Here is a 19,620-nt window from a genome sequence, read left to right on the forward strand (position 1 = left end):
TTTTCTTAGCTGGCCTGCGCCGGCTTCCGGACGGAGGGGTGAAGACCTGAGGGATCCACGATCATGCCGAATTCCTGAAGATTATGCGCGTGGCAGAGCTGATGCAGCGCGAATGCCTGTTCGATCGCCGCGGGCTGTCCCATCACATCGACCGAGCGGTTGACCGCTTCCTTGGTCAGCTTCAGCGCGAAGGACGGTTTTGCGGCGATCCTTTCAGCAAGCTTCATCACGAAGGGGGAAAGCTCGTCCCGCGGCACCACGTGGTTGACCATGCCGAGCCGGTGGGCTTCCTGCGCACTCCAGACGTCGGCGGTGAACAGCAATTCCTTGGCCTTGCGCGGGCCCAGCTCCCAGGGATGCACGAACCATTCGACGCCGCAGACGCCCATGGTGACCACGGGATCGCAGAACTCGGCGTCATCGCTTGCGACGATGAGGTCGCAGGCCCACGCCAGCATCAATCCGCCGGCGATGCATTTGCCATGCACTTCGGCAATCGTCGGCTTTGCGAGGTTGCGCCAGCGCCGCGTGATCTGCAGATAGATTTCCTGCTCGCGCGCAAAGCGGCCGTGGGCGTTGGGTTCGGCGAACCCGCCCCAATTTCCGACCGGCGGAAAATCCACGCCGGCAGTATTCTTAGGCCCGGGGCGCAGGTCATGCCCTGACGAAAAATGCGGGCCGTTGCCGGCGAGAACGATGACCTTGACCGCGTCGTCCTGCACCGCCTGATCAAAGGCGGTGTTGAGATCGTAGGTCATCTGCAGGTTCTGCGCGTTGCGGGCCTCGGGCCGGTTCATCACGATCCGCGCAATGCGCGGCTCCGGCCGCTCCACGATGATGGTTTCGAAAGCGGTCAATCGGCCCTCCCTCAATTATTATTATCGGGCCATGTTGTTGTTTCGGCGAATGATAGGCAAGGGCCATTGGGCTGCAAAATGAGCCTGAAGCAGGCTCGCGCCTTGCATGCCAGACGCAACCAATCAGATGGGTTGGCGTTGAACTTTCTTTTTGGGAGAGTTCGATGCGCAGACTTTGGACTGTACTGGCGGCGCTGGCGACGCTGAGCCTGACCAATTGCGGCTACAACGCCATCCAGACCAATGACGAGCGGGTCAAGTCGGGGTGGTCAGAAGTGGTCAACCAGTACCAGCGCCGGGCTGATCTGGTGCCCAATCTCGTCAATTCCGTAAAAGGCTTTGCGCAGCAGGAGAAAGACGTGCTGCTCGGCGTCACCAATGCCCGCGCCAAGGTCGGCAGCATCCAGGCCACGCCGGAGGTGCTGAACGATCCCGCTGCGTTCCAGAAATTCCAGTCCGCCCAAAGCGAACTCACGAGCGCGCTGTCGCGGCTGCTGGTCGTCACCGAAAATTATCCGCAGCTCAAATCGGATGCGCTGTTTCGCGACCTGATGGCGCAGCTCGAAGGCACTGAGAACCGCATCACGGTGGCGCGCAACCGCTATATCAAGGCGGTGCAGGACTACAATGTCGGCATCCGCACCTTCCCGAACAATCTCACGGCGATGGCGTTCGGCTACCAGGAAAAGCCGGCTTTTGCGGTCGAGAACGAGAAGGCGATCTCGACGGCGCCGAAGGTGGACTTCAACCCGACACCGGCGCCCGCCAAGTAGCGGCTGAAAAGGCCACTGCGATGAACGCTGCGAGAGCGTCCCTTCTTGCGCTACTGCTGTGCTGGGCTGCGTCAGCCTTGGCGCTCGTCGCGGTGCCGCCCTTGAGCGGGCGGGTTGTTGACCAGACCGGCACGCTCACCGCCGGCGACGTCGCCGCGCTGACGCAGCAGCTTAGGGATCTCGAGGCGCGAAAGGGCAGCCAGATCGCGGTGCTGATCGTGCCGACGACGGACGGCGAGGCCATCGAGCAATTCGCGCTCCGCGTCGCGGAAGCCTGGAAGATCGGCCGCAAGAAAATCGACGACGGCGCGCTTCTCGTGATCGCCAAGAACGATCGCCGTTTGCGGATCGAGGTCGGCTACGGCCTCGAGGGCGCGCTGACGGATGCCACCACCAAGCGCATCATCGACGAGGATATCACGCCAAAATTCAAGAGCGGCGATTTCGCCGGTGGTGTTTCGGCAGGCGTTATCAGGATGATCGCGGTCGCCAATGGCGAGAAACTGCCGGAGCCGGAACCGCCACACTGGCAAAGTCCCGGCCTGTCCAACTATGTCGACCCGTTCAATCCATTTATCCTCGTCTTGGTTTTCATTGTCGGCGCGGTGCTGAGGGCGGTGCTCGGCCGATTCATCGGCGCGGCGGCGACCGGTGGCATCGTAGGCGTCTTCGGCTGGTTCATTGCGGGATCGTTCGCAGCGGCGATCCTCATCGGCTTTATCGCGTTCGTCGTAAGTTTCCTCGTCCAGAACATGGGCTCGATGGGCCCAAGCGTGGGACGCCGCGGCAGGGACAGTGGATGGGTCGGCGGCAGCGGCGGCTCCTGGTCCGGCGGTAGCAGCTCCAGCGACAGCGGGTTCCGCGGTGGCGGTGGCAGCTTTGGCGGCGGCGGTGCATCGGGGAGCTGGTAGGCATGAGCATCGGACGTATCATCAGGCATCTTCTCCAGCATCACTGGCGCCGCCGCCGCGATTTCCCGCCAGCCGTCTTGGCGAGGATCGAACAGGCGATCAAGGCGGGCGAGGCAACTCATTCCGGGGAGGTCCGTTTCGTGGTCGAAGGCGCGCTCGACGGCGCGCCGCTGTTTCGCGACCAGCCGGCGCGTGAGCGGGCGCTGGACGTCTTTTCGCATTTGCGGATATGGGACACCGCCGACAATAACGGCGTGTTGATCTATCTCTTGCTCGCCGATCACGACGTCGAGGTCGTCGCCGACCGCGGCATCAACGCCAAGGTCGGCGCTGAGGGATGGGAGACGATCTGCAAGGAAATGGAAGCGGATTTCAGGGCAGGGGATTTCGAACGCGGTGTGATCAAGGGTGTCACGGCGGTGTCGCGCGAGTTGGCGACGCATTTTCCGAAGGCGCGCGGCGGGGCGAATGAACTCCCGGATGCGCCGGTGGTGATGTAACTCATGCCCACTGCCCTAAACCAATGGATAGTTGGCGCCATCCGTTTCCATAGTGTGAGGCTACCTCTGGACGGGTTGGCCATACCTGCATGCAATCGCATCAGCCGGCGCTGGGTGTTACCGATAATGTAGTAAGCGGAATGCAAAGCAGCGGAACCGGACCCGCGAGCCGGCAGTTGCAAGACAGGGTCGGCGGCGTAACGCCCGCCGGCCTTTTTCTTGAGCGGTGAGCGAACTGCTCGACATTGTGCGATTCAAATGGGCGCGGCGGCAGGCTGCTTCAGCAATGGGCCTTCTCTCGCCGCATCGCGCAATGGATTGCTTCCGCCTTCCCTCTTTGAGCTATGGCGGACAAGCCGCTGGCGCTCGCAATGACGAGTCAGTCGTCGAGCTTGTTGAGGTCGCGCACCGACTGCATGATCGGCTCGAAATTCGCTCGTGCATCCAGCGCGTCGAATAATTGCGCGGTGTCCGACAACAATCCATGCGAGCGCTGGATCGCGATCCGCACATCCTCCTGCGGCGTGTCGGACAACCGTCCGTGGCCCGACAGCAGGATCTTTGAGTTCAGGCCCTTCAGCCGCTCCAGCGACTGGATGTAGTCGGCAATGCTGCCCGAGCCGAACACTCCGCCCATCACGCCGCCGGGCATCAGCGTATCGGAGGCGAACAACAGTCCCTTGTCCTGGTCAAACAGCGTGATGCAGGCCGAGGTATGGCCTGGCGTATGCATCACATTGAGGCGGAAATTGCCGAGGTCGATCAGATTGCCTTCTTCCAGCCAGAGATCGATATTGATCGGCACGTTCGGCTCGTTGAACATCTTGCGCAGCATTGAGAAGTCGTCGCGCAGCATGATCTTGTTGGCGGCGAGCCTGTGCGCGGCGATGAAGGCGCGGCCGTGGAAATGATAGGCCGCGCCGATGTGGTCGAGATGCTCGTGGCTCAGCACCACCATATCGATATCATTGGGCTTCACCCCGATGTGATTGAGAGACGTCAGCAGGTGCGGATAGTTCGAGGATAGCCCGACATCGATCAGGATGGTGCGCGAGGTCCCGCGGACCAGATAGGCGTTCGCCGCACGGTTCTTGAAGCGGACCTGGTAGACGTCTTCGGCGGCCTGGATCAGCGTACAGAGGTCGCTCTCGAGCAGCGTCTTGAACGGGCTTGGTCTGCGCTCGCTCATGAACCGCCCGCGGTTCGGAAGGCGACCGTGTTGGAGGCCCGCAGGCGCTTGCTGAGTGCATCCATGATCATCAGCGCAAAGGCAGGCTGCTGGCTCACCAGGTAGACGAAGCGGGCGTGATTTATGCGCATCACGCGGGTGTGTGGGGTGGCCGCAATGGCCGTTGCCGAACGCGCCGAGCCGTCGATGACCGCCATCTCGCCGAAGAACTCGCCCTTGCCGAGCGTGACGATGATGGTCTTGCTGGCACCGTTCATCTTGGCGATCTCGACCTTGCCGTCGAGCACGACGAACAGTTCCCGCCCGGTCGAGCCTTCCTCAAAAATGACGTCATCTACATCAAACTCTTTGATGCATTTCTCGATGGTCATGGTGGCCCCCTGCCTTTCTGGCTGGTCGGTTGCGTCCATGTTAGTCGGGAAAGGAGCCGGCGCAAACGGAACCACGGATGCCGCAGGGCAGCATAGGAGAGGCTGGACCGGGATGGCTGACGTGTATCAGGCCAAAACCGGACCGGATGAGTTCCTAAAATTTCGGTAAGGCCCGAGCCGGTAACGATTTGGCAAGCAATAAAAGTTACCAAATGGTCAATCAATTCTGGAGAATCCAACTGTGAGCGATCAGCAATCCCAGCCCACCAGCGGTGAGACCGGAACCCTTGGGGCCGGGCCGGCCGCACCGGACAAACCGGCGCCGAGCGAGCCGGTGGCCGCCGCGGCTGAGGTCGAGCCCGTGAGGCTGGCGCCCGAGCAGGAAGAGACCGCCCCGAAGCCAGACGCGCCCAAGGTGGACGCCGTCAACATGGAAGCGCCAAAGGTTGAGACGCCAAAAGTCGAGACACCAAAGGTCGAGGCTCCCAAGATCGACGCCGTAAAGCCGGAAGCGCCGAGCTTCCCCCGCAATGTGACGATCATGTCGCCTGGCGACCGCGTCGGCACTGAGGCGAAGGCCGCGCCGGCGGAGGCATCGTCCGGCAAGCGCAGGATCGGGGCCATGGCCGCCGTCGTGGCCCTGGCGACCGTGGCCGGTGCGCTCGGTGGCGCGTTGGCGACCACGGGCATTGGAAAGTTGATGGCCGGAGATTCGGCCGTGGCCTCGGCGAAAGACAGCGCGCTCGAAGCCTCGGTGGCGCGGCTCGATGCCGAGATCGGTGCACTGAAGGCGAGCCTGGAGCAGACGTCCAAGACGACGACAGGCCAGCTCAGCAAGGCCAGCGATCGCCTCGACAAAGTCGAAAAGGCCCAGGCTGAGCCCGCCGCTAAACTCGCCAAGCTCAGCGAGACCGTCGATAAGCTCCGCGCAGCCCAGGCCTCCGCAACGACCGCTGCGGCCGCGCCGGCCCCTGCGAAGGAAGTGACCGGCTCGGTGCCGCAGCAGCTTGCCGCCGCAGCGCCCGCGGCTCCGCCCAAGCCTGAAGTCGCCCGGCTGCCGACCGTCGAAGGCTGGGTGTTGCGCGATGCCGCCAATGGCAGCGCACTGATCGAGGGCCGCCGCGGCATGTATGAGGTCTATGCCGGCGATCCCGTGCCCGGTCTCGGCCGGGTCGAGGCCATTCGCAAGCAGGACGGCCGCTGGGTGGTCGTGACCAGCAAGGGCCTGATCGTCGCGCGATAACGGCACGACAAGCGAACAGCAAGGCGCTTCACGGCGATGTGAAGCGCCTTTTTTCTTGAATAGACCTCTTTGCGCGGTGTTAGTTGCGACATGAGCCGCGCGCCACGATTTCTCGCCATTTTGCTTGCTCTGCTGTGTGGCGCTTTGTCGGCGCGCGGGGCACAAGATGCGGCGCTTGAGCGCGGCGCCGCCATCACCGATCCCGCGACGTTGCGCGAGCTCGATGGCGGAAAATTTCGCCTCGACCGCATGCTGGTGCCGGAGCGGTCGGCGGACATCCCGCTTGCGAACAGCGAGTTGTTCGCCCTGCCATCGATGGCGGCGGTCCGGCAGGCGATCGACCGCGAGTTCGATCGCTATATCGCGCGGCATCACGCGAGCCTTTCAAAGGAAACGATCAGCGTCGGCGAGGGCTTCGATTTCCAATTGTTCGACCGCACGCTGCTCTATTCGGCAGAGACGCGATTCGTGCTGGCCGGCATCGTCAATCGCATGGACCGCACTTTCACGGCGGAAGCAAGCTGCGGCGAGATACGCCTGATTTACCGCCTGACGCGGGTCAACAAGGCGGCGGGTGACGATGCGTCGCCGCCGCGGCTGCCCATGACGTTGAACCTCGTGCTGAAGGCAAGAGGCGAGGGGGCGGCGATCGCATGTTCCGAAATTGCCAGGCGCTGGCTCGGCGGAGCGCCGTCGGCGAGCGATGGCCCGCTCGATCTGATCGACTATCAGAATATCGACCGCATCGAGACCAATCTCCAGATCGCGCACGCGCCGAAATCCTCGGTTCGCGACTTCCGTACTGATTATCTCCTGAAGGTGTTTCGCTACGACCGGCAAGCGCGGGCGTTCGTGGAATCGCCGCTGGAGAACCAGATCGACCGTGCGCGCCTTCTGGCGGACGATGGCCTCAAGCGCGAGTTCAGGGCATGGCTGCTCGATCCCGTCAATCTCGTCGCGTTCGATCGTGGCACCGTGCTGATCCCGGAAAAATTCCTCGCGAGCGGCGCGATTGCGCCAACGCCGGTCGGATTCGATCCGTCAGATCTGGAGCCGGAATTCGGGCTGGTGCAAGGAGAGGGCGCCGTGTTCAGCGAGGCTGACGTGGTGACGGCGTTAAGGAAGGCCACGGAAAGCGGCGCGAAGTTGCAGAATATCCGCTCGCTTGCCGGGTTCGAACGGCGCCTCAACGACGTGACCTGCTCCGGCTGCCATCAGACGCGCGGCATCGGTGGCTTTCATTTCCCCGGCGTTGACTGGATGGCTGACAAGCCTTCGAATACAACCGTCGTGCCGGCATCGCCGCAGTTCTTCGGCGACCAGGTCCGCCGCCGCGATATTCTCGCAAGCCTGCGCGACGGCAAGCCGCCGGATTATTCGCGCGGCTTCGCGAGCCGTCCGCAGTTGCGCGGCAGCACCGAACTCGCCGGCACCAACTACTACGACGGCTGGGGCGCGCATTGCTATGTTCAGGGCAAGCCAGCCGCCAACAATGACACGAGCTTCCGCGACTGGACCTGCGCCGAAGGGCTGACCTGTCAAGCCGCCGGCAAGATCTCGCGCATCGGCATGTGCTTCGTCAAAAGCCGCTAAAGGTACGCGTACTGAGCATCGAGGGTCATTTGGCGTAGTGCGTCAGGCGCTTGCCGGGTAGCAGATCATATGCTGATTTCCAGCCGGGCAGTTGCGCCATCCGCCCGAGCCAGGCGTTGATCGCGGGATGGCTCACCGCCCAATCATACCCGGTCTCGTCTGCGGGATAATGCAGATAGGCCATCATCGATATGTCGGCCACCGTCGGCCGTTCGCCGATTGCAAATGAATTCTTCTGCATGTGCTGTTCGAGGATCGACAGGAAATCGTCGAGCCGCCTGCGGAAATGTTTCAGCACGTGCTCGTCCGGCTTCGGCGTGAAGGTTCGGAAATAGCGGTACGTCGCCATGTAGCCGGTGAGCTTGTGGTTGTCCCAGAACAGCCAGCGCAGCAATTCGAACTGTTCCTGCTCGGTCTCGCCGTCGAACCGGCCGAATTGCTTTGCCAGCTTGAGCAGGATCGGCGCGGTTTGGGTAAGCCGTTCGCCGTCGACCTCGATCACGGGAATTTCACCCATCGCGTTGACGTCGCGCCGCCATTCCGGCGTGCGCGTGACGCCACCGCCGAAATCGGTCCAGACCGGCTCGAATGTCTGCCCGCACAGAGTGAGCATCAGCGCGAGCTTGTAGCTGTTTCCCGATTCGGGGAAGTAGTGCAGTCGATATCTGGGCATGGCTTTTCGACCTACGCCACTGCGTCGGCCGAGCGCAGCGCTTTGATTGCTGCCTCATCATAACCGGCGTTACGCAGAATTTCATCGCTGTGCTCGCCGATGGCTGGCGGCTTGCGCGGCTGAACCTTGCGGCTGCCGTCGATCCAGATCGGGCTGTTGACGGTCAGCATGGTGTCGTTCTCGAACGGCACCAGCACCTCGTTTTCGATCATCTGCTTGTCGTTCGGAATGTCATCGAGAATGCCGACGACGCCGAATACGAGACCATTGCCGTCGAGAATCTTGCGCCATTCGGCAAGGTCCTTGGTCGCAAAGGTCTCATCGAAAATCTTGATCAATTCGACCGACCGCGCATGACGGTCCTTCTTGGTCTCGAAACGGGGATCGGTGACGAGATCGTCGCGGCCCAGGCAGCGCGCCAGCGTCGGCCATTGCCGGTCCTCGTTGAGCAGGGAGAGGATCAGCCAGCGTCCGTCCTTGCACTGGTAGTGGTTCGTCACCGCATTCAACGCGCGCTCGCGCGGGCGGCGTTCGCCGAATTTCGCGCCGACCAGTTTGGCTTGCGCCAGCACCGAAGCGGCCCAGACGCCGTTGGCCATCAGGTTGGAGCTGACATGCGATCCCTTGCCGGTGCGCTCGCGCTTGTAGAGCGCTGTGACGATCGCGCCGTAGAATGCCATCGCGCATGGGTGGTCGCCCATGCCGGCGATCGAGCGTGCCGGCGTCGTATGTTCGTCCGCCCGCACCAGGTCCATCAGGCCGGAGCGCGCCCAATAGGCATTGGAGTCGAACCCGGGCTTGTTGGCTTCCTCGCCCTTCTCGCCATAGCCGGTGAACGAGGCGTAGATCAGGCGCTCGTTATGGGGTGCCAGATGCTCGTGGGTGATGCCGAGCCGTTGGCGCACCTGCGGCGGGTAGTTGGTGATGAAGACGTCGGCCTGGCCGGCGAGGCGATGCAGCACCGCCTGTCCCTCGGGCTTTGAGAGATCGAGCGCAAGGCTCCGCTTGTTGCGCGCCTCCAGCATCCACGCAAAATTGTGCTCGCTGTGCGGGTAACCCGGCAAATTCGGCAGGTTGCGATAGGGATCGCCGGCGCCGGGCGGCTCGATCTTGATCACGTCGGCGCCGAAATCCGACAGCACGGTGGCGGCCGCGGGCGCGGCGATGAAGCTCGCGCAATCCAGAACCTTGAGGCCGTCGAAGATACCCTTTTCCATAGTGCCGCCGCTCCGTGTGGCTTGTTGATTTTTTTCGTGGGTCGGAATTACCGCCAGCGAAAGCTGAAATTCGGATGCCATTTGGCCCATGTGGGGTGGGCGATGCAACTACTCGCCGCCAGACATCAGTGCTGCATTTCCGCCGGCAGCCGCCGTGTTGATGGTCACCGTCTGCTCGGTTGCAAAACGCGCCAGATAATGCGGCCCGCCGGCCTTGGGCCCGGTGCCGGATAGCCCGTGGCCGCCGAACGGCTGCACGCCGACGACGGCGCCGATCATGTTGCGGTTGACGTAGATATTGCCGACCTGCAGGCGCTCGATGGTGTCTTCCACCGTATCGTCGATCCGGGAATGGATGCCGAGGGTGAGCCCATAGCCGGAGCGCTCGACCGATTGCAGCACCTCGTCAAACCGGTCGGTGCGATAGCGCACCACGTGCAGCACCGGGCCGAAGACTTCTTCCGTGAGCTGGCCAGCATCGGACAGTTCAAAAATATGCGGCGCGACGTAATTGCCTTGTGGTGCTTGACCCGCAAAGTGCACCCGGGCTTCTTTCTTCATCCGTTCGATATGCGCGTCCAGCCGCTGCTTGGCCTCGGCGTCGATCACCGGTCCGATATGCGTGGCTGGATCGCAGGGGTCGCCGATGACGAGTTCGCGCGCCGCGCCCGCGATCATCTCGATCACGCGGTCGGCGACGTCGTCCTGCAGGAACAACAGCCGCAGTGCCGAGCAGCGCTGGCCGGCGGAGCGGAAGGCCGAGGTCACGACGTCGTCGGCGACCTGTTCGGGCAGCGCGGTGGCGTCGACGATCATCGCGTTGATGCCGCCGGTCTCGGCGATCAGTGGCACGATCGGGCCGTCCTTGCCGGCGAGCGCGCGATTGATCGTGCGCGCCACCTCGGTCGAGCCGGTAAAGACGACGCCGGCGATCTCGGGATGCGCCACCAGCGCACCGCCGATCCGGCCGTCGCCCGCCACCAAATGCAGCGCTGATGCCGGCACGCCGGCTTGGTGCAACAGCCTGATGGCTTCAGCCGCAATCAGCGGCGTCTGTTCGGCCGGCTTCGCAACGACCGCGTTGCCCGCCATCAATGCCGCCGCGACCTGTCCGAGGAAGATCGCCAGTGGAAAATTCCACGGCGAGATCGCGACGAAGACGCCGCGGCCGCGCAGACGCAGCATATTGCTCTCGCCGGTTGGGCCCGGCAGCGGCTTGCCTTCGCCAAACAGCTCGCGTCCCTGCGCCGCATAGTAGCGGCAGAAGTCCACAGCTTCGCGGACTTCCGATACCGAATCGTCCAGCGTCTTGCGGCCCTCGCGTTGCAGCAGTGCGATGAAATGCGCCGCGCGGGATTCCAACAGATCAGCGGCCGTTCTCAGTACCGCTGCGCGTGTCTTGGCCGGTGTTCTGCTCCAAGTCGTGAAGCCGGCCCGTGCGGCCGATACCGCCGCATTCGCCTCCATCTCCGTCGCGTCCGCAATGCTTCCGGATGCGGGCAGTCGTTCCGCAGCGATGGCCGAGACGAGTTTGCTCAACGCCGCGCGTTCACCGAATTCGATTCCTCGGGAGTTTTTTCGTTGCGGCCCATAGAGGTCGCGCGGCAGCGGGATATTCGGATGTCTGGCATGGTCGGCGCTGCCGACGATATCAGCGGGGCGCCGCAGCAATTGCGAGACCGGCACCGCCTCGTCGGCGGCGAGCGCGACAAAGGATGAGTTGGCGCCGTTCTCTAGTAATCGCCGCACCAGATAGGCCAGGAGGTCGCGGTGGCTGCCGACCGGCGCGTAGGTGCGATGAGCGATATCGGGACGGTCCTCGCCCAGCTTTGCGTAGAGGGCCTCGCCCATGCCGTGCAGGCGTTGGAATTCGAATCCGCTCTGCTCCGTTGCCAGTTCGAGGATGGTCGCGACCGTCAGCGCATTGTGGGTGGCGAACTGCGGAAATATCCGCGGCCGCAGCGCCAGCAATTGTTTTGCGCAGGCAACGTAGTTCAGGTCCGTCATCGCCTTGCGGGTGAATACAGGATAGCCGTCGAGCCCGCGTTCCTGCGCGCGCTTGATCTCGGTATCCCAATAGGCGCCCTTGACCAGCCGCACCATCATTTTGCGGTCGAGGCCGCGTGCGAGACGAACGACGTAATCGATCACATCGGAAGCGCGCTTCTGATAGGCCTGGATCGCCAGCCCAAATCCGTCCCAGCCGGCGAGCGACGGATCGGCGAAGGCTGCCGCTATCACGTCGAGTGACAATTCCAGCCGGTCCGCTTCCTCGGCATCGACGGTGAAATTGAGGTCGTAGGCTTTGGCTTGCCTGGCAAGATCGATCAGCCGCGGGACCAGTTCGTCCATCACCCGCGCTTGGCTCACTGCCTCGAAGCGCGGGTGCAATGCCGAGAGCTTGACCGAGATGCCGGGCCGGTCGGGCAGGGGACGGTCATCGGCCGTGCGGCCGATCGCCTCGATGGCGCTGGCATAGGAAGTGAAGTAGCGCGCGGCGTCATCGGCAGTGCGGGCGCCTTCGCCGAGCATGTCGAAGGAGTAGCGTTGCTGGCGCGCGGAATGCGGTTGCGCCCGCGACAGCGCCGCCTCGATGGTCTCGCCGAGCACGAAATGATTGCCCATCAGTCGCATCGCCTGCCGCGTTGCCGCCCGCACCGCGGGCGCGCCCAGCCGCTTGGTCAGCCGCCCGATGGTGCCCTGCGGGGTCTCGCCGGGCTGGATCACGCGGGCCGACATGCCGAGCGCCCACGCCGAGGCGTTGACCAGGAAGGCGCTCGACCTGGTTTCATGATGGATGAAGTCACCCTGGCCGAGCTTGTCCTCGATGAACTGGTCGGCGGTGCGGGCGTCCGGGACCCGCAACAGCGCTTCCGCCAGCACCATCAGCGCAAGCCCCTCCTTGGTCGACAGCGCGAACTCGCGCAGCATGTCCTCGACCCCGCCCAGCGGATCGTCATTGGCCCTGATGGCCTTGATCAGCGCAGTCGCTGCGCGATCGATGCGCCGCTCCTGCGCCGCGTCCAGCCGCGCGGCCTGGAGCAGGCGGGTGGCCATCGCGCGGTCATCGGGTGCGTAGGGCGCGCTGAAGGGTGGAAGCGGCGACGGAGGAATCAGCATGGGATTTCTAGCATGGGATTTCTAGCATCGGATTTCTCTTGGCTTCGGCCAGTCTAACGGGGCCGGGATGGGCGGAACAGGCCCGCAAGTCCCTCAATTGCGCCAGCGATGGAGGCGCCGGCGGAACCGACTGGCGCATGGAAAACACAGCGGCCGGAATTTCCGCGGCCTGATCCACAGATCGCGGGCTTGCTGGTTGGCAGCGTGCAGGAGCCGCGCTAATCGTCAGGCACGCCGTCGCTTGGGAACAGCAGGGATCATGAGAGGCGCCACTCCGCCGATACAGGGAAGCCGAACGCGGACCAGCTTCGCGGCCGCGTTTAGCGTGCTCCTCGCCGCGCTGTTTGCAGCGCTGCCGGCGAGAGCGGTCGAGATGAGTGCCGAGGTCGCTAACCTCTACAGCTCGGTTTCGATCTATCCGCCGTCAGCCAAATCCATGACCGTGTGCTACGGCTTCGTCTGCCGGCGCCGTGAGACCCTCGATTTCACGGCCGGCGACCGCAGTGCGTTGACGCAGATCATGCAAGCGGGCCGCGCCTCGGCTGCGGCCGAACGGGCGGCGGTGCAGAAGGCGGTGGTGTGGTTCGATCGCCGCATGGGGCCGATCATCGGCACCAACAAGCGCGTGGCGAAGGCGGACTTCCGCTACTTCGACGACAAGCACAATTACGATTGCTGGGATACCACCCGCAACACCACCAGCCTTTTGCTGGTGCTGCAGGAGTGGGGCCTGTTGAAGCATCACGCGATCGGCGATCCGCGCTATCGCGGCAATACGCTGGTATTGCAGACACCGCACAACACCGCGGTGCTGGTCGATCGCGCCACCAAGGTCGAATGGGTCGTCGATCTCTGGCCGCGCGGCTACCTGCAGCCACCCGACGTGATGACGGTTCAGAAGTGGGTCACGGAAGATTGAGCGGCCGGTTTTTCGCGCAACGATCCAACCATCGTGCGTGCAGAAGCGGTGCCCGCTCCGCCGAACGCTCACAGTTTTCGAGAAGTTTCTTAAGCCCTACTCCCGGATCTAACTCCGAGAGTGCGCCGTTGCCGATTGCGTGGTCGCGCTAAACCTTGAGGTTCTCGGCCGAAGTTTTGCCGCGGTTGGCGATCTCTTCGTATTCGACGGTCTGCCCTTCATTGAGTGTCGAAAGACCAGCTTTCTCAACTGCCGAAATATGAACGAACACGTCCTTGCCGCCGCTTGCGGGTTGGATAAACCCGTATCCCTTGGTCGGGTTGAACCACTTTACCGTACCTTTAGCCATTCACGTCGTCTCCGCGGAATCAAAAAAATAATCGAGCCGCCGGTCCCCGCACTAACCGGCATGCCCGAGGCATGAGGATACGCGGGTTGGGGCAGGCTGGGTAGCGTAAACGGACCGGCCGTTTCGGCAAAAATGCCCCCATTCCCAGCCGATTCCCGCCGTTTTGCCGGTTTTTCGCTCATTTGACCCGGCCGGGCGGCCGGCAATTCTGATTTTTGGCGAGTGGATCGATCCGCTGCGTTGACGCCATTCTTCCGCCTGGAGGGTGGCGGCGGCGAGCCTTCGGGATGGCCGCGCCGCGCTTGGGCATGGCGGCGCCGCGTTCGCCGACAGTTTTCTGAACGATTATTCATGCGCCTCGAACGACCATTGCCGGCGCGATTTCACGCGGCGGCGCTTTGCTCTTCGTTAGCCAGCGCCGGCAGCATCCGCGCATCTGTCACGCTGCGTACGATCATCGGCTCGTTGCGTCCGCGGATCTCGACTTCATGCTGCGGCAATGCATCGGCGGCGAGGCCAGCGGTAGCGCGAACTTCGTCCGAGATGACGACTTCGCATGCAAGGCTCTTGGTCATGTCCTGCAGGCGCGCCGCGACGTTGACGGCGTCGCCGAGCGCGGTGAACACCATGTGATCGCGGTAGCCGATATCACCGACGATCACTTCGCCGCCGTTGATGCCGATGCCGAAGCGGATCGGTTCGCGCAAATCATGTTCGAGAAATTTATTCAATTCGTCGATGTTGGCGGCGATCATCGCCGCCGCGTGCAACGCCTGGCGGCAGGCTTCCTGCCGGCTGGTCGAAAGTCCGAACAGCGCCAGCATGCCGTCGCCGACGAACTGGTTCGGCATGCCGCCGCTCGCGAGCACCGCCTGCGACACCGCTCCGAGGAACCGGTTGACGATGAAGACGGTGTCGAACGGCAGGCGCTTTTCCGCAAGCTTGGTCGAGCCGCGCATGTCCACGAACAGGCTGACGAGATAGCGCTCCTGACCAATCCGCGTCGGGTGCGACTCGTGACCGTCGGCGGAGGTGTGCGGCAGGAAGAGTTGAAAGAATGAGAGATCGGATGGCGGCCGCAACTGACAGGCGAGGCGGATGGATGGATCCGACGTGCCGACCCGGCCAAGCACGAACGCCTCGCGCTGCGACGGCTCTGGCAGCGCAGAGCAGTCGCCGATGATGCGGATGCGGCAGGTCGAGCAGCGGGCGCGGCCGCCGCAGACGCTGGCATGCGGCACGTTGTTGCGCAGGCTCGCCTCGAGCACGCTAAGGCCCTTGGGAACGCGCACCGTTCGGCCGTTGCCGTAGGACAGGCTGATCATGCCGCGGCGGCGCTCGTTGATGGCGCGCACGCCTCTCGCCACCAGCGCGATGCCGATCAGGCCGAAATAGCCGAACAGGAAATAGTCGGTGATGCGATCGAGCGCCTGCGCCTCGGCCCGCGTGCCGAGTTGGCGCTCCGACTGGGTTTCCGCCCGCCATTCGACGCTGTCATTGTCAATCACCATGCGCCCGCTCTGATAGAAGCCGAGCATGGAAAGCGTCGGAATAAGTACCGCCGCGGCGAGCAGGAACGGCGCGGCGCGCTTGTAGAACGCCCGCATCCGCAGCCACAGATACAGCCCGATGCAGCCATGGACCCAGGCGATGGTCATGACCGCGAGCATCATCCAGATCCGCCACGGCGCCCAGATCCAATACAGGAACAGCACCTGCGGATAGAGTTTTTCATGGCCATAAAGCGTCTGGCCCAGCCGGACGCCAACGATATGGGCGATGATCAGCATCGGCACGCTGAGGCCGAGCGCAAGCTGCAACGGTTCGATCGCCTTCCAGCGGAATTGCCGGCGTTCATACAGCGCCCAGATTCCGAGCGCGGTGTGCACCAGGCATGCCGTGTAGAACAGGAGCGTGACCGGCAGGAACTGCCAGAACGACATGTGGAGATAGACGCCGGTCGCCAGCGCCTCGAGCGAGATGTTGCCGAGCGCATGGTTGAGGAAATGGCTGACCAGATAAGCGAACAGGATCACGCCGGTGGCAAGGCGGACCTGCCGCAGGCTGATGCCGCGTAGGAAGGTCGTGATCTGGTCTCGGGAGAGGGCGGCCATGCGATCCATAGGGTCAATATTGGGCAATGGTAGCAATTAAATCACACGGAGAATACCACCCGCCGTCGTCCCTGCGAACGCAGGGACTCATACTCCGCGGCCTCTCAGTGACGCTGTGGCCCATGCGGTTTTCCTTATCATGATCGGTGGTTATGGGTCCCTGCGTTCGCAGGGACGACGATCAACTTTTTTCCGCCGCGGCTCGTTGACACTCTTGGCACAGTCGAGGAAAAGCGCGCCGTGACCATAGCCCCGCCCAATAACAGCCAAGCCAAACCGGACCGTCCCTCCACGCCGCGATGGCTTGCCGTGGCGTTGCTGATCGCCGCGTTGACGGCGATGCGGCTGGTCTATGCTGGTGTGCTCGATCTGCGCACCGACGAGGCCTATTACTGGACCTGGTCGAAGGAGAGCGCGCTCGCTTTTCTCGATCATCCGCCCGGCATCGCCTGGCTGATCCGGTTCGGCACCGCGATCTTCGGCGACACCAATGTCGGTGTGCGGTTCGGTGGCATCGTCGCGATGCTGGTCACGCAGCTCCTGCTCGCCGACATCGTCCGGCGCGTGACGCGTGATGTTCGCGCCGTGATCTTCGCCCTGCTGCTGCCGGAAGCGGCGCTGTATTACGGGCTGTTGATGGCGAAGGTCTCGCCCGACACCGCGATGATCCCGTTTGCGGTCGCGATGCTGTGGGCGCTGGTGCGGCTCAACGAGAGCGGCAATCCGCGCTGGTGGCTTGCCGCGGGTCTGTTCGCAGGGTTGGCGCTGCTGTCGAAATTCACCGCGATCATGCTGCTGCCGGCGGTTGTGGCGTTCGTGCTGGTGCCGGACTGGCGCCGCCGCTGGCTGCTCAGCCAGTATCCATGGCGGGCAGCGCTGATCGCAGCGATCGTGTTTTCGCCGGTGCTGATCTGGAATGCGCAGCACGATTGGGCCTCGTTCCGTTTCCAGTTCGTGCGCGCGGTCGCGACCCATCAATTGTCGCTCCGCACCGTCGGCGAATTCATCGGCCTGCAGTTCGGTCTCGTCGGCTTCGTGTTGCTGCCGGTGGTGCTGTCCGGCGTCACGCTGACGGCCTGGCGCGGTTACCGCACGCGCGAGCCGGTCGCGATCCTGCTGTCGACCGCCGTGCTGGTGCCTTTCCTCTATTTCCTCTGGAAGTCGCTGACGCTCCGCGTCGGCGACACCTGGCCGATGTTCCTGTGGCCCGCCGGCTTTGCCGCGACCGCCATCAACCTCGTCATGCTGCCGCGCGAGGGTTTTTCGGAATGGATGGTCCAATCGACGTTCCGGTGGGCGAGGGTGGCCGTGATCTCCGGCATCGCCTTCGTGGTCGGCGTGTTCTTCTATTACGTTGCGGCGCCCTGGAATTTTATCGGCAGGACCGATCCGATCGGTGGCGAGGCCGGCTATGAGCAGGTCGCGGCGCGCGCGCGGGACCAGTTGCAGAAAACCGGTGCGAGCTGGATCGCCACGTCGGATTATCGCACCTACGCAATGCTGCGCTGGCATTTCAAAGGGCAGGTTCCAGTCATCCAGATCAACGAGCGTGGACGGTTTCAGGGCTTTCGCGATCCCGGCATGAACCTGATCAAGGATCATCCCGGCCTCTACGTCGCCCGCGAGCCGGACCACCGCCTGCCGCTGTGGGATCTCACCACCGCGAAGCGGCAGCCGCTGGAGCGGGTCGAGCGCGTCTGGCGTGGGATGGTGATGGATACCTATGCGCTGGAAAAACTCACCAGCTGGACGCCCGAACTTTCCCCACCGCCGGATTCGCCGCTGTTCCGCTGGCGCGTGCTGGCGGGGGATTGGGGGCATGATGCTCGCCTTTCGTGAAGTCGTCTTCCGCGAAGGCGGCGGACCGACTGCGCCGGGACTTTTCCACGTCATTGCGAGCGAAGCGAAGCAATCCATGTCTCGGCGTGCTGCGCTATGGATTGCTTCGCTGCGCTCGCAATGACGGGTGGACATAGCCTCGCCTTCTCGCGACGCTGATCGCCCGAGGTTTGCATCTTCTTTTGCCCTCCTCACCAAGTAGAGGGCGCAGGGAAGACCGGGTGCTGGCTGCACCCGCGGTCTCGTGTGCAAGTGCGCAAAGCAAAAGCGCACACGAGCATACAGGTACAGCGGAAACACTCCGGCCTTCCCTGCGCAATGGCTTTACGGCTTACTTCGTGCTCTTCCCGGAGAACGGCTCTTTTGCCTCCGTCGCTCCACGAGACAGCCCGTGAAACTTAACGCCAGCACCGCGGCGCCCGAACCACACGACTTCGCCGTACGCTTCCTGCGCATTCCGCGTCCACCGCATCTCACCGCACGTTCGTGACGATCGCGAGCGCCCCTCATTTGCCGTGAGACGGGCGGAATATGTGACTGATTTGCCTCTCGCGTGAAGCGGAATATTTCTGATTCCCGGGCTTGACGCGATTTCTGAAAATCAGAAGTGATTTGCCCGTCGTGCCATTGTGTCGTAGGCCGCCGCACGAAATTGCGCTTGCGTGCGCGGCAAATCGGTTCGTCGTCCTGGGCAAGCGAGCAACGCGAGCGCGACCCGGGACCCATCCGCCGCGGCGTAAATTATTTCGCGCGCGAGTAGACGGCCTTCGCCAACCACGCAACCCTGTGGCTACGGGACCCTGCTTTCGCAGGGACGACGATGAAGGTGGGCCAACAGGCGACCTACCGGCAAGGAAACGTTTTGAGCGGCTGTAAACTAGTTCACATACCGCAAAGCGTCACTGCAGTATTCTTTGATCCGATATCGCGTCGGTTCCGCAGCGCGCTGTTCTCAACATAGTCGTTCGAGAACTCAGATTGCGGTGAGACCCAAACGCTTCGCTTTTGCATAACAAGCTTGCCCCGCTGCGAACCACTTCGCGCGGACGATACTGAAGGAATTGCTAGATTGCATTGCCGCGCATAATAGCATGCGCAAGTAGGTCGCTATGGACCGAACTGCTGGCAAGGAAAGCGGTTACCACACCACACAAAGTGGCGGTATCCTCATTATTGCTATGCTTTGCACCGCGTGCATCGTCCTCTTCGCGAGCGAAGCCAGTGCTCGATGTACGGCGCGAGACGTCCTGCAGAACCGCTTGACGCTCAAGCCAGCTCCCTCAGCTAAAACTCCGCCAGTTCTAGTCAAATCCGCCTTCGCCGTTCCTGTGTGGAAAACTATCACAATAGGGACGTTTGCAAATTCGTTTGCCCTCCTTAACGCATTGGATGCAGCAGGCTGTGGCATCGGAGACTTGGCTGGGGAAATTCTCGCTCGACCGGCCTTTACCGTCAGCACTACGAAAACAAACGTGGAGCTTTTTGCGGTGTCGGCGGCCGAACTCGGCTTTCAGACCGATACTGCACCGCTGGCAGACATTTATGCGCGCGCTCAGCAATTAGGTTTCGGACTTGCGGCGGCAGAGATCGCTCCGCAACTAAGGCTCCAATATTTTGATCAGCCGATGGGGGAGTTTGTCATCGGAATGGAGCCGATCAAAACGTGGACGGGCGAACCTGTCATTCTAACCGTGGCTAATGGCGGAGCGGGATTAATCCTCATCGGCCGAGATGGTAGCGCCGACGCAGAAATACCTGTGGCGTCCCGCTTCTTGTTCGTGCGGTCCAATGAAGCTGCGTTGGCGAAGGCGGTCCATGGGAATCAATGAGGCCGCAGCGCTCGCCACCACTCAGTTCCTGAAACCGAACGCGTCCGAGCGAATAGTTTCTAACTCGAGGCGTCAAATGCCAAAGTGTGCGACCGAGCGCCAGCCGACATGGGAAAAGGAGTA

16 protein-coding genes are annotated in these 19,620 nt (G+C 62.9%); 8 read left to right on the forward strand and 8 right to left on the reverse strand.

Annotated features, from left to right (window positions below):
* Positions 1–5 precede the first annotated feature (5 nt).
* On the reverse strand, positions 6–857 hold the full coding sequence (locus ACFXS9_RS39500; protein ID WP_392698747.1) for an enoyl-CoA hydratase: 852 nt from the start codon (positions 855–857) through the stop codon (positions 6–8).
* 164 nt (positions 858–1,021) lie between these two features.
* Here ACFXS9_RS39500 and ACFXS9_RS39505 point away from each other — a divergent pair, with 164 nt between their 5' ends.
* The 3 genes from ACFXS9_RS39505 to ACFXS9_RS39515 are packed head-to-tail and all read left to right on the forward strand — an operon-like array spanning position 1,022 to position 3,041.
* Positions 1,022–1,630, forward strand: a complete 609-nt coding sequence (locus ACFXS9_RS39505; RefSeq protein WP_392698748.1) for a LemA family protein — start codon at positions 1,022–1,024, stop codon at positions 1,628–1,630.
* A 20-nt stretch (positions 1,631–1,650) separates the two neighbouring features.
* Complete coding sequence (locus tag ACFXS9_RS39510; RefSeq protein ID WP_392698750.1) at positions 1,651–2,541, forward strand: TPM domain-containing protein; 891 nt, start codon at positions 1,651–1,653, stop codon at positions 2,539–2,541.
* A gap of 2 nt (positions 2,542–2,543) precedes the next feature.
* Positions 2,544–3,041, forward strand: a complete 498-nt coding sequence (locus ACFXS9_RS39515; RefSeq protein WP_392698752.1) for a TPM domain-containing protein — start codon at positions 2,544–2,546, stop codon at positions 3,039–3,041.
* Positions 3,042–3,420: 379 nt separating this feature from the next.
* Here ACFXS9_RS39515 and ACFXS9_RS39520 read toward each other — a convergent pair whose 3' ends face one another.
* A complete protein-coding gene (locus ACFXS9_RS39520) occupies positions 3,421–4,230 on the reverse strand; it encodes an MBL fold metallo-hydrolase (RefSeq protein WP_392698753.1) in 810 nt (269 codons plus the stop codon).
* Positions 4,227–4,601 carry a Crp/Fnr family transcriptional regulator gene (locus ACFXS9_RS39525; RefSeq protein ID WP_392698755.1) on the reverse strand — a complete coding sequence of 125 codons (375 nt, stop codon included), beginning with the start codon at positions 4,599–4,601 and terminating at the stop codon, positions 4,227–4,229. The genes ACFXS9_RS39520 and ACFXS9_RS39525 overlap by 4 nt, the downstream gene beginning before the upstream one ends.
* Before the next feature lie 241 nt (positions 4,602–4,842).
* Between ACFXS9_RS39525 and ACFXS9_RS39530 the strand changes: the two genes are divergently transcribed.
* Positions 4,843–5,844 carry a hypothetical protein gene (locus ACFXS9_RS39530; protein WP_392698756.1) on the forward strand — a complete coding sequence of 334 codons (1,002 nt, stop codon included), beginning with the start codon at positions 4,843–4,845 and terminating at the stop codon, positions 5,842–5,844.
* Between the two features lie 90 nt (positions 5,845–5,934).
* The gene (locus tag ACFXS9_RS39535) at positions 5,935–7,437 is read left to right on the forward strand and encodes a hypothetical protein (protein ID WP_392698757.1); all 1,503 of its coding nucleotides are present in this window, start codon (positions 5,935–5,937) and stop codon (positions 7,435–7,437) included.
* A 25-nt stretch (positions 7,438–7,462) separates the two neighbouring features.
* On the opposite strand, the gene ACFXS9_RS39540 is transcribed toward ACFXS9_RS39535, so the two are convergent.
* From ACFXS9_RS39540 to putA, 3 genes are all read right to left on the reverse strand, one after another.
* Entirely contained in the window at positions 7,463–8,110 is a 648-nt protein-coding gene (locus tag ACFXS9_RS39540; RefSeq protein ID WP_392698759.1) for a glutathione S-transferase family protein, read from the reverse strand.
* 11 nt (positions 8,111–8,121) lie between these two features.
* Entirely contained in the window at positions 8,122–9,327 is a 1,206-nt protein-coding gene (locus ACFXS9_RS39545) for a CaiB/BaiF CoA transferase family protein (protein ID WP_392698761.1), read from the reverse strand.
* A 108-nt stretch (positions 9,328–9,435) separates the two neighbouring features.
* The gene (gene putA / locus ACFXS9_RS39550) at positions 9,436–12,447 is read right to left on the reverse strand and encodes a bifunctional proline dehydrogenase/L-glutamate gamma-semialdehyde dehydrogenase PutA (protein ID WP_392698762.1); all 3,012 of its coding nucleotides are present in this window, start codon (positions 12,445–12,447) and stop codon (positions 9,436–9,438) included.
* A 373-nt stretch (positions 12,448–12,820) separates the two neighbouring features.
* Here putA and ACFXS9_RS39555 point away from each other — a divergent pair, with 373 nt between their 5' ends.
* A complete protein-coding gene (locus tag ACFXS9_RS39555; RefSeq protein ID WP_392700260.1) occupies positions 12,821–13,366 on the forward strand; it encodes a hypothetical protein in 546 nt (181 codons plus the stop codon).
* Positions 13,367–13,514: 148 nt separating this feature from the next.
* On the opposite strand, the gene ACFXS9_RS39560 is transcribed toward ACFXS9_RS39555, so the two are convergent.
* Together ACFXS9_RS39560 and ACFXS9_RS39565 are read right to left on the reverse strand one after the other, a co-directional pair.
* Positions 13,515–13,715 (reverse strand): cold-shock protein, encoded by a 201-nt coding sequence (locus ACFXS9_RS39560; RefSeq protein WP_392698764.1) that lies wholly within the window; start codon positions 13,713–13,715, stop codon positions 13,515–13,517.
* A 383-nt stretch (positions 13,716–14,098) separates the two neighbouring features.
* Positions 14,099–15,829 (reverse strand): adenylate/guanylate cyclase domain-containing protein, encoded by a 1,731-nt coding sequence (locus ACFXS9_RS39565; RefSeq protein WP_392698766.1) that lies wholly within the window; start codon positions 15,827–15,829, stop codon positions 14,099–14,101.
* A gap of 339 nt (positions 15,830–16,168) precedes the next feature.
* Between ACFXS9_RS39565 and ACFXS9_RS39570 the strand changes: the two genes are divergently transcribed.
* Positions 16,169–17,668, forward strand: a complete 1,500-nt coding sequence (locus tag ACFXS9_RS39570; protein ID WP_392700261.1) for a glycosyltransferase family 39 protein — start codon at positions 16,169–16,171, stop codon at positions 17,666–17,668.
* Between the two features lie 1,109 nt (positions 17,669–18,777).
* Positions 18,778–19,497 (forward strand): hypothetical protein, encoded by a 720-nt coding sequence (locus ACFXS9_RS39575; protein WP_392698768.1) that lies wholly within the window; start codon positions 18,778–18,780, stop codon positions 19,495–19,497.
* Positions 19,498–19,620: the final 123 nt, after the last annotated feature.

Origin of the sequence: Bradyrhizobium sp. RDI18 (genome assembly GCF_043203335.1) — a bacterium.
Taxonomy (GTDB): domain Bacteria; phylum Pseudomonadota; class Alphaproteobacteria; order Rhizobiales; family Xanthobacteraceae; genus Bradyrhizobium; species Bradyrhizobium retamae.

Bases quoted from the DNA above. Each gene is read 5' to 3' on its own strand.
- ACFXS9_RS39505 (WP_392698748.1), top strand. From the start codon at position 1,022: ATGCGCAGACTTTGGACTGTACTGGCGGCGCTGGCGACGCTGAGCCTG.
- ACFXS9_RS39510 (WP_392698750.1), top strand. From the start codon at position 1,651: ATGAACGCTGCGAGAGCGTCCCTTCTTGCGCTACTGCTGTGCTGGGCT.
- ACFXS9_RS39515 (WP_392698752.1), top strand. From the start codon at position 2,544: ATGAGCATCGGACGTATCATCAGGCATCTTCTCCAGCATCACTGGCGC.
- ACFXS9_RS39520 (WP_392698753.1), bottom strand. From the start codon at position 4,230: ATGAGCGAGCGCAGACCAAGCCCGTTCAAGACGCTGCTCGAGAGCGAC.
- ACFXS9_RS39525 (WP_392698755.1), bottom strand. From the start codon at position 4,601: ATGACCATCGAGAAATGCATCAAAGAGTTTGATGTAGATGACGTCATT.
- ACFXS9_RS39535 (WP_392698757.1), top strand. From the start codon at position 5,935: ATGAGCCGCGCGCCACGATTTCTCGCCATTTTGCTTGCTCTGCTGTGT.
- ACFXS9_RS39540 (WP_392698759.1), bottom strand. From the start codon at position 8,110: ATGCCCAGATATCGACTGCACTACTTCCCCGAATCGGGAAACAGCTAC.
- ACFXS9_RS39545 (WP_392698761.1), bottom strand. From the start codon at position 9,327: ATGGAAAAGGGTATCTTCGACGGCCTCAAGGTTCTGGATTGCGCGAGC.
- putA (WP_392698762.1), bottom strand. From the start codon at position 12,447: ATGCTGATTCCTCCGTCGCCGCTTCCACCCTTCAGCGCGCCCTACGCA.
- ACFXS9_RS39555 (WP_392700260.1), top strand. From the start codon at position 12,821: ATGAGTGCCGAGGTCGCTAACCTCTACAGCTCGGTTTCGATCTATCCG.
- ACFXS9_RS39560 (WP_392698764.1), bottom strand. From the start codon at position 13,715: ATGGCTAAAGGTACGGTAAAGTGGTTCAACCCGACCAAGGGATACGGG.
- ACFXS9_RS39565 (WP_392698766.1), bottom strand. From the start codon at position 15,829: ATGGCCGCCCTCTCCCGAGACCAGATCACGACCTTCCTACGCGGCATC.
- ACFXS9_RS39570 (WP_392700261.1), top strand. From the start codon at position 16,169: ATGCGGCTGGTCTATGCTGGTGTGCTCGATCTGCGCACCGACGAGGCC.
- ACFXS9_RS39575 (WP_392698768.1), top strand. From the start codon at position 18,778: ATGGACCGAACTGCTGGCAAGGAAAGCGGTTACCACACCACACAAAGT.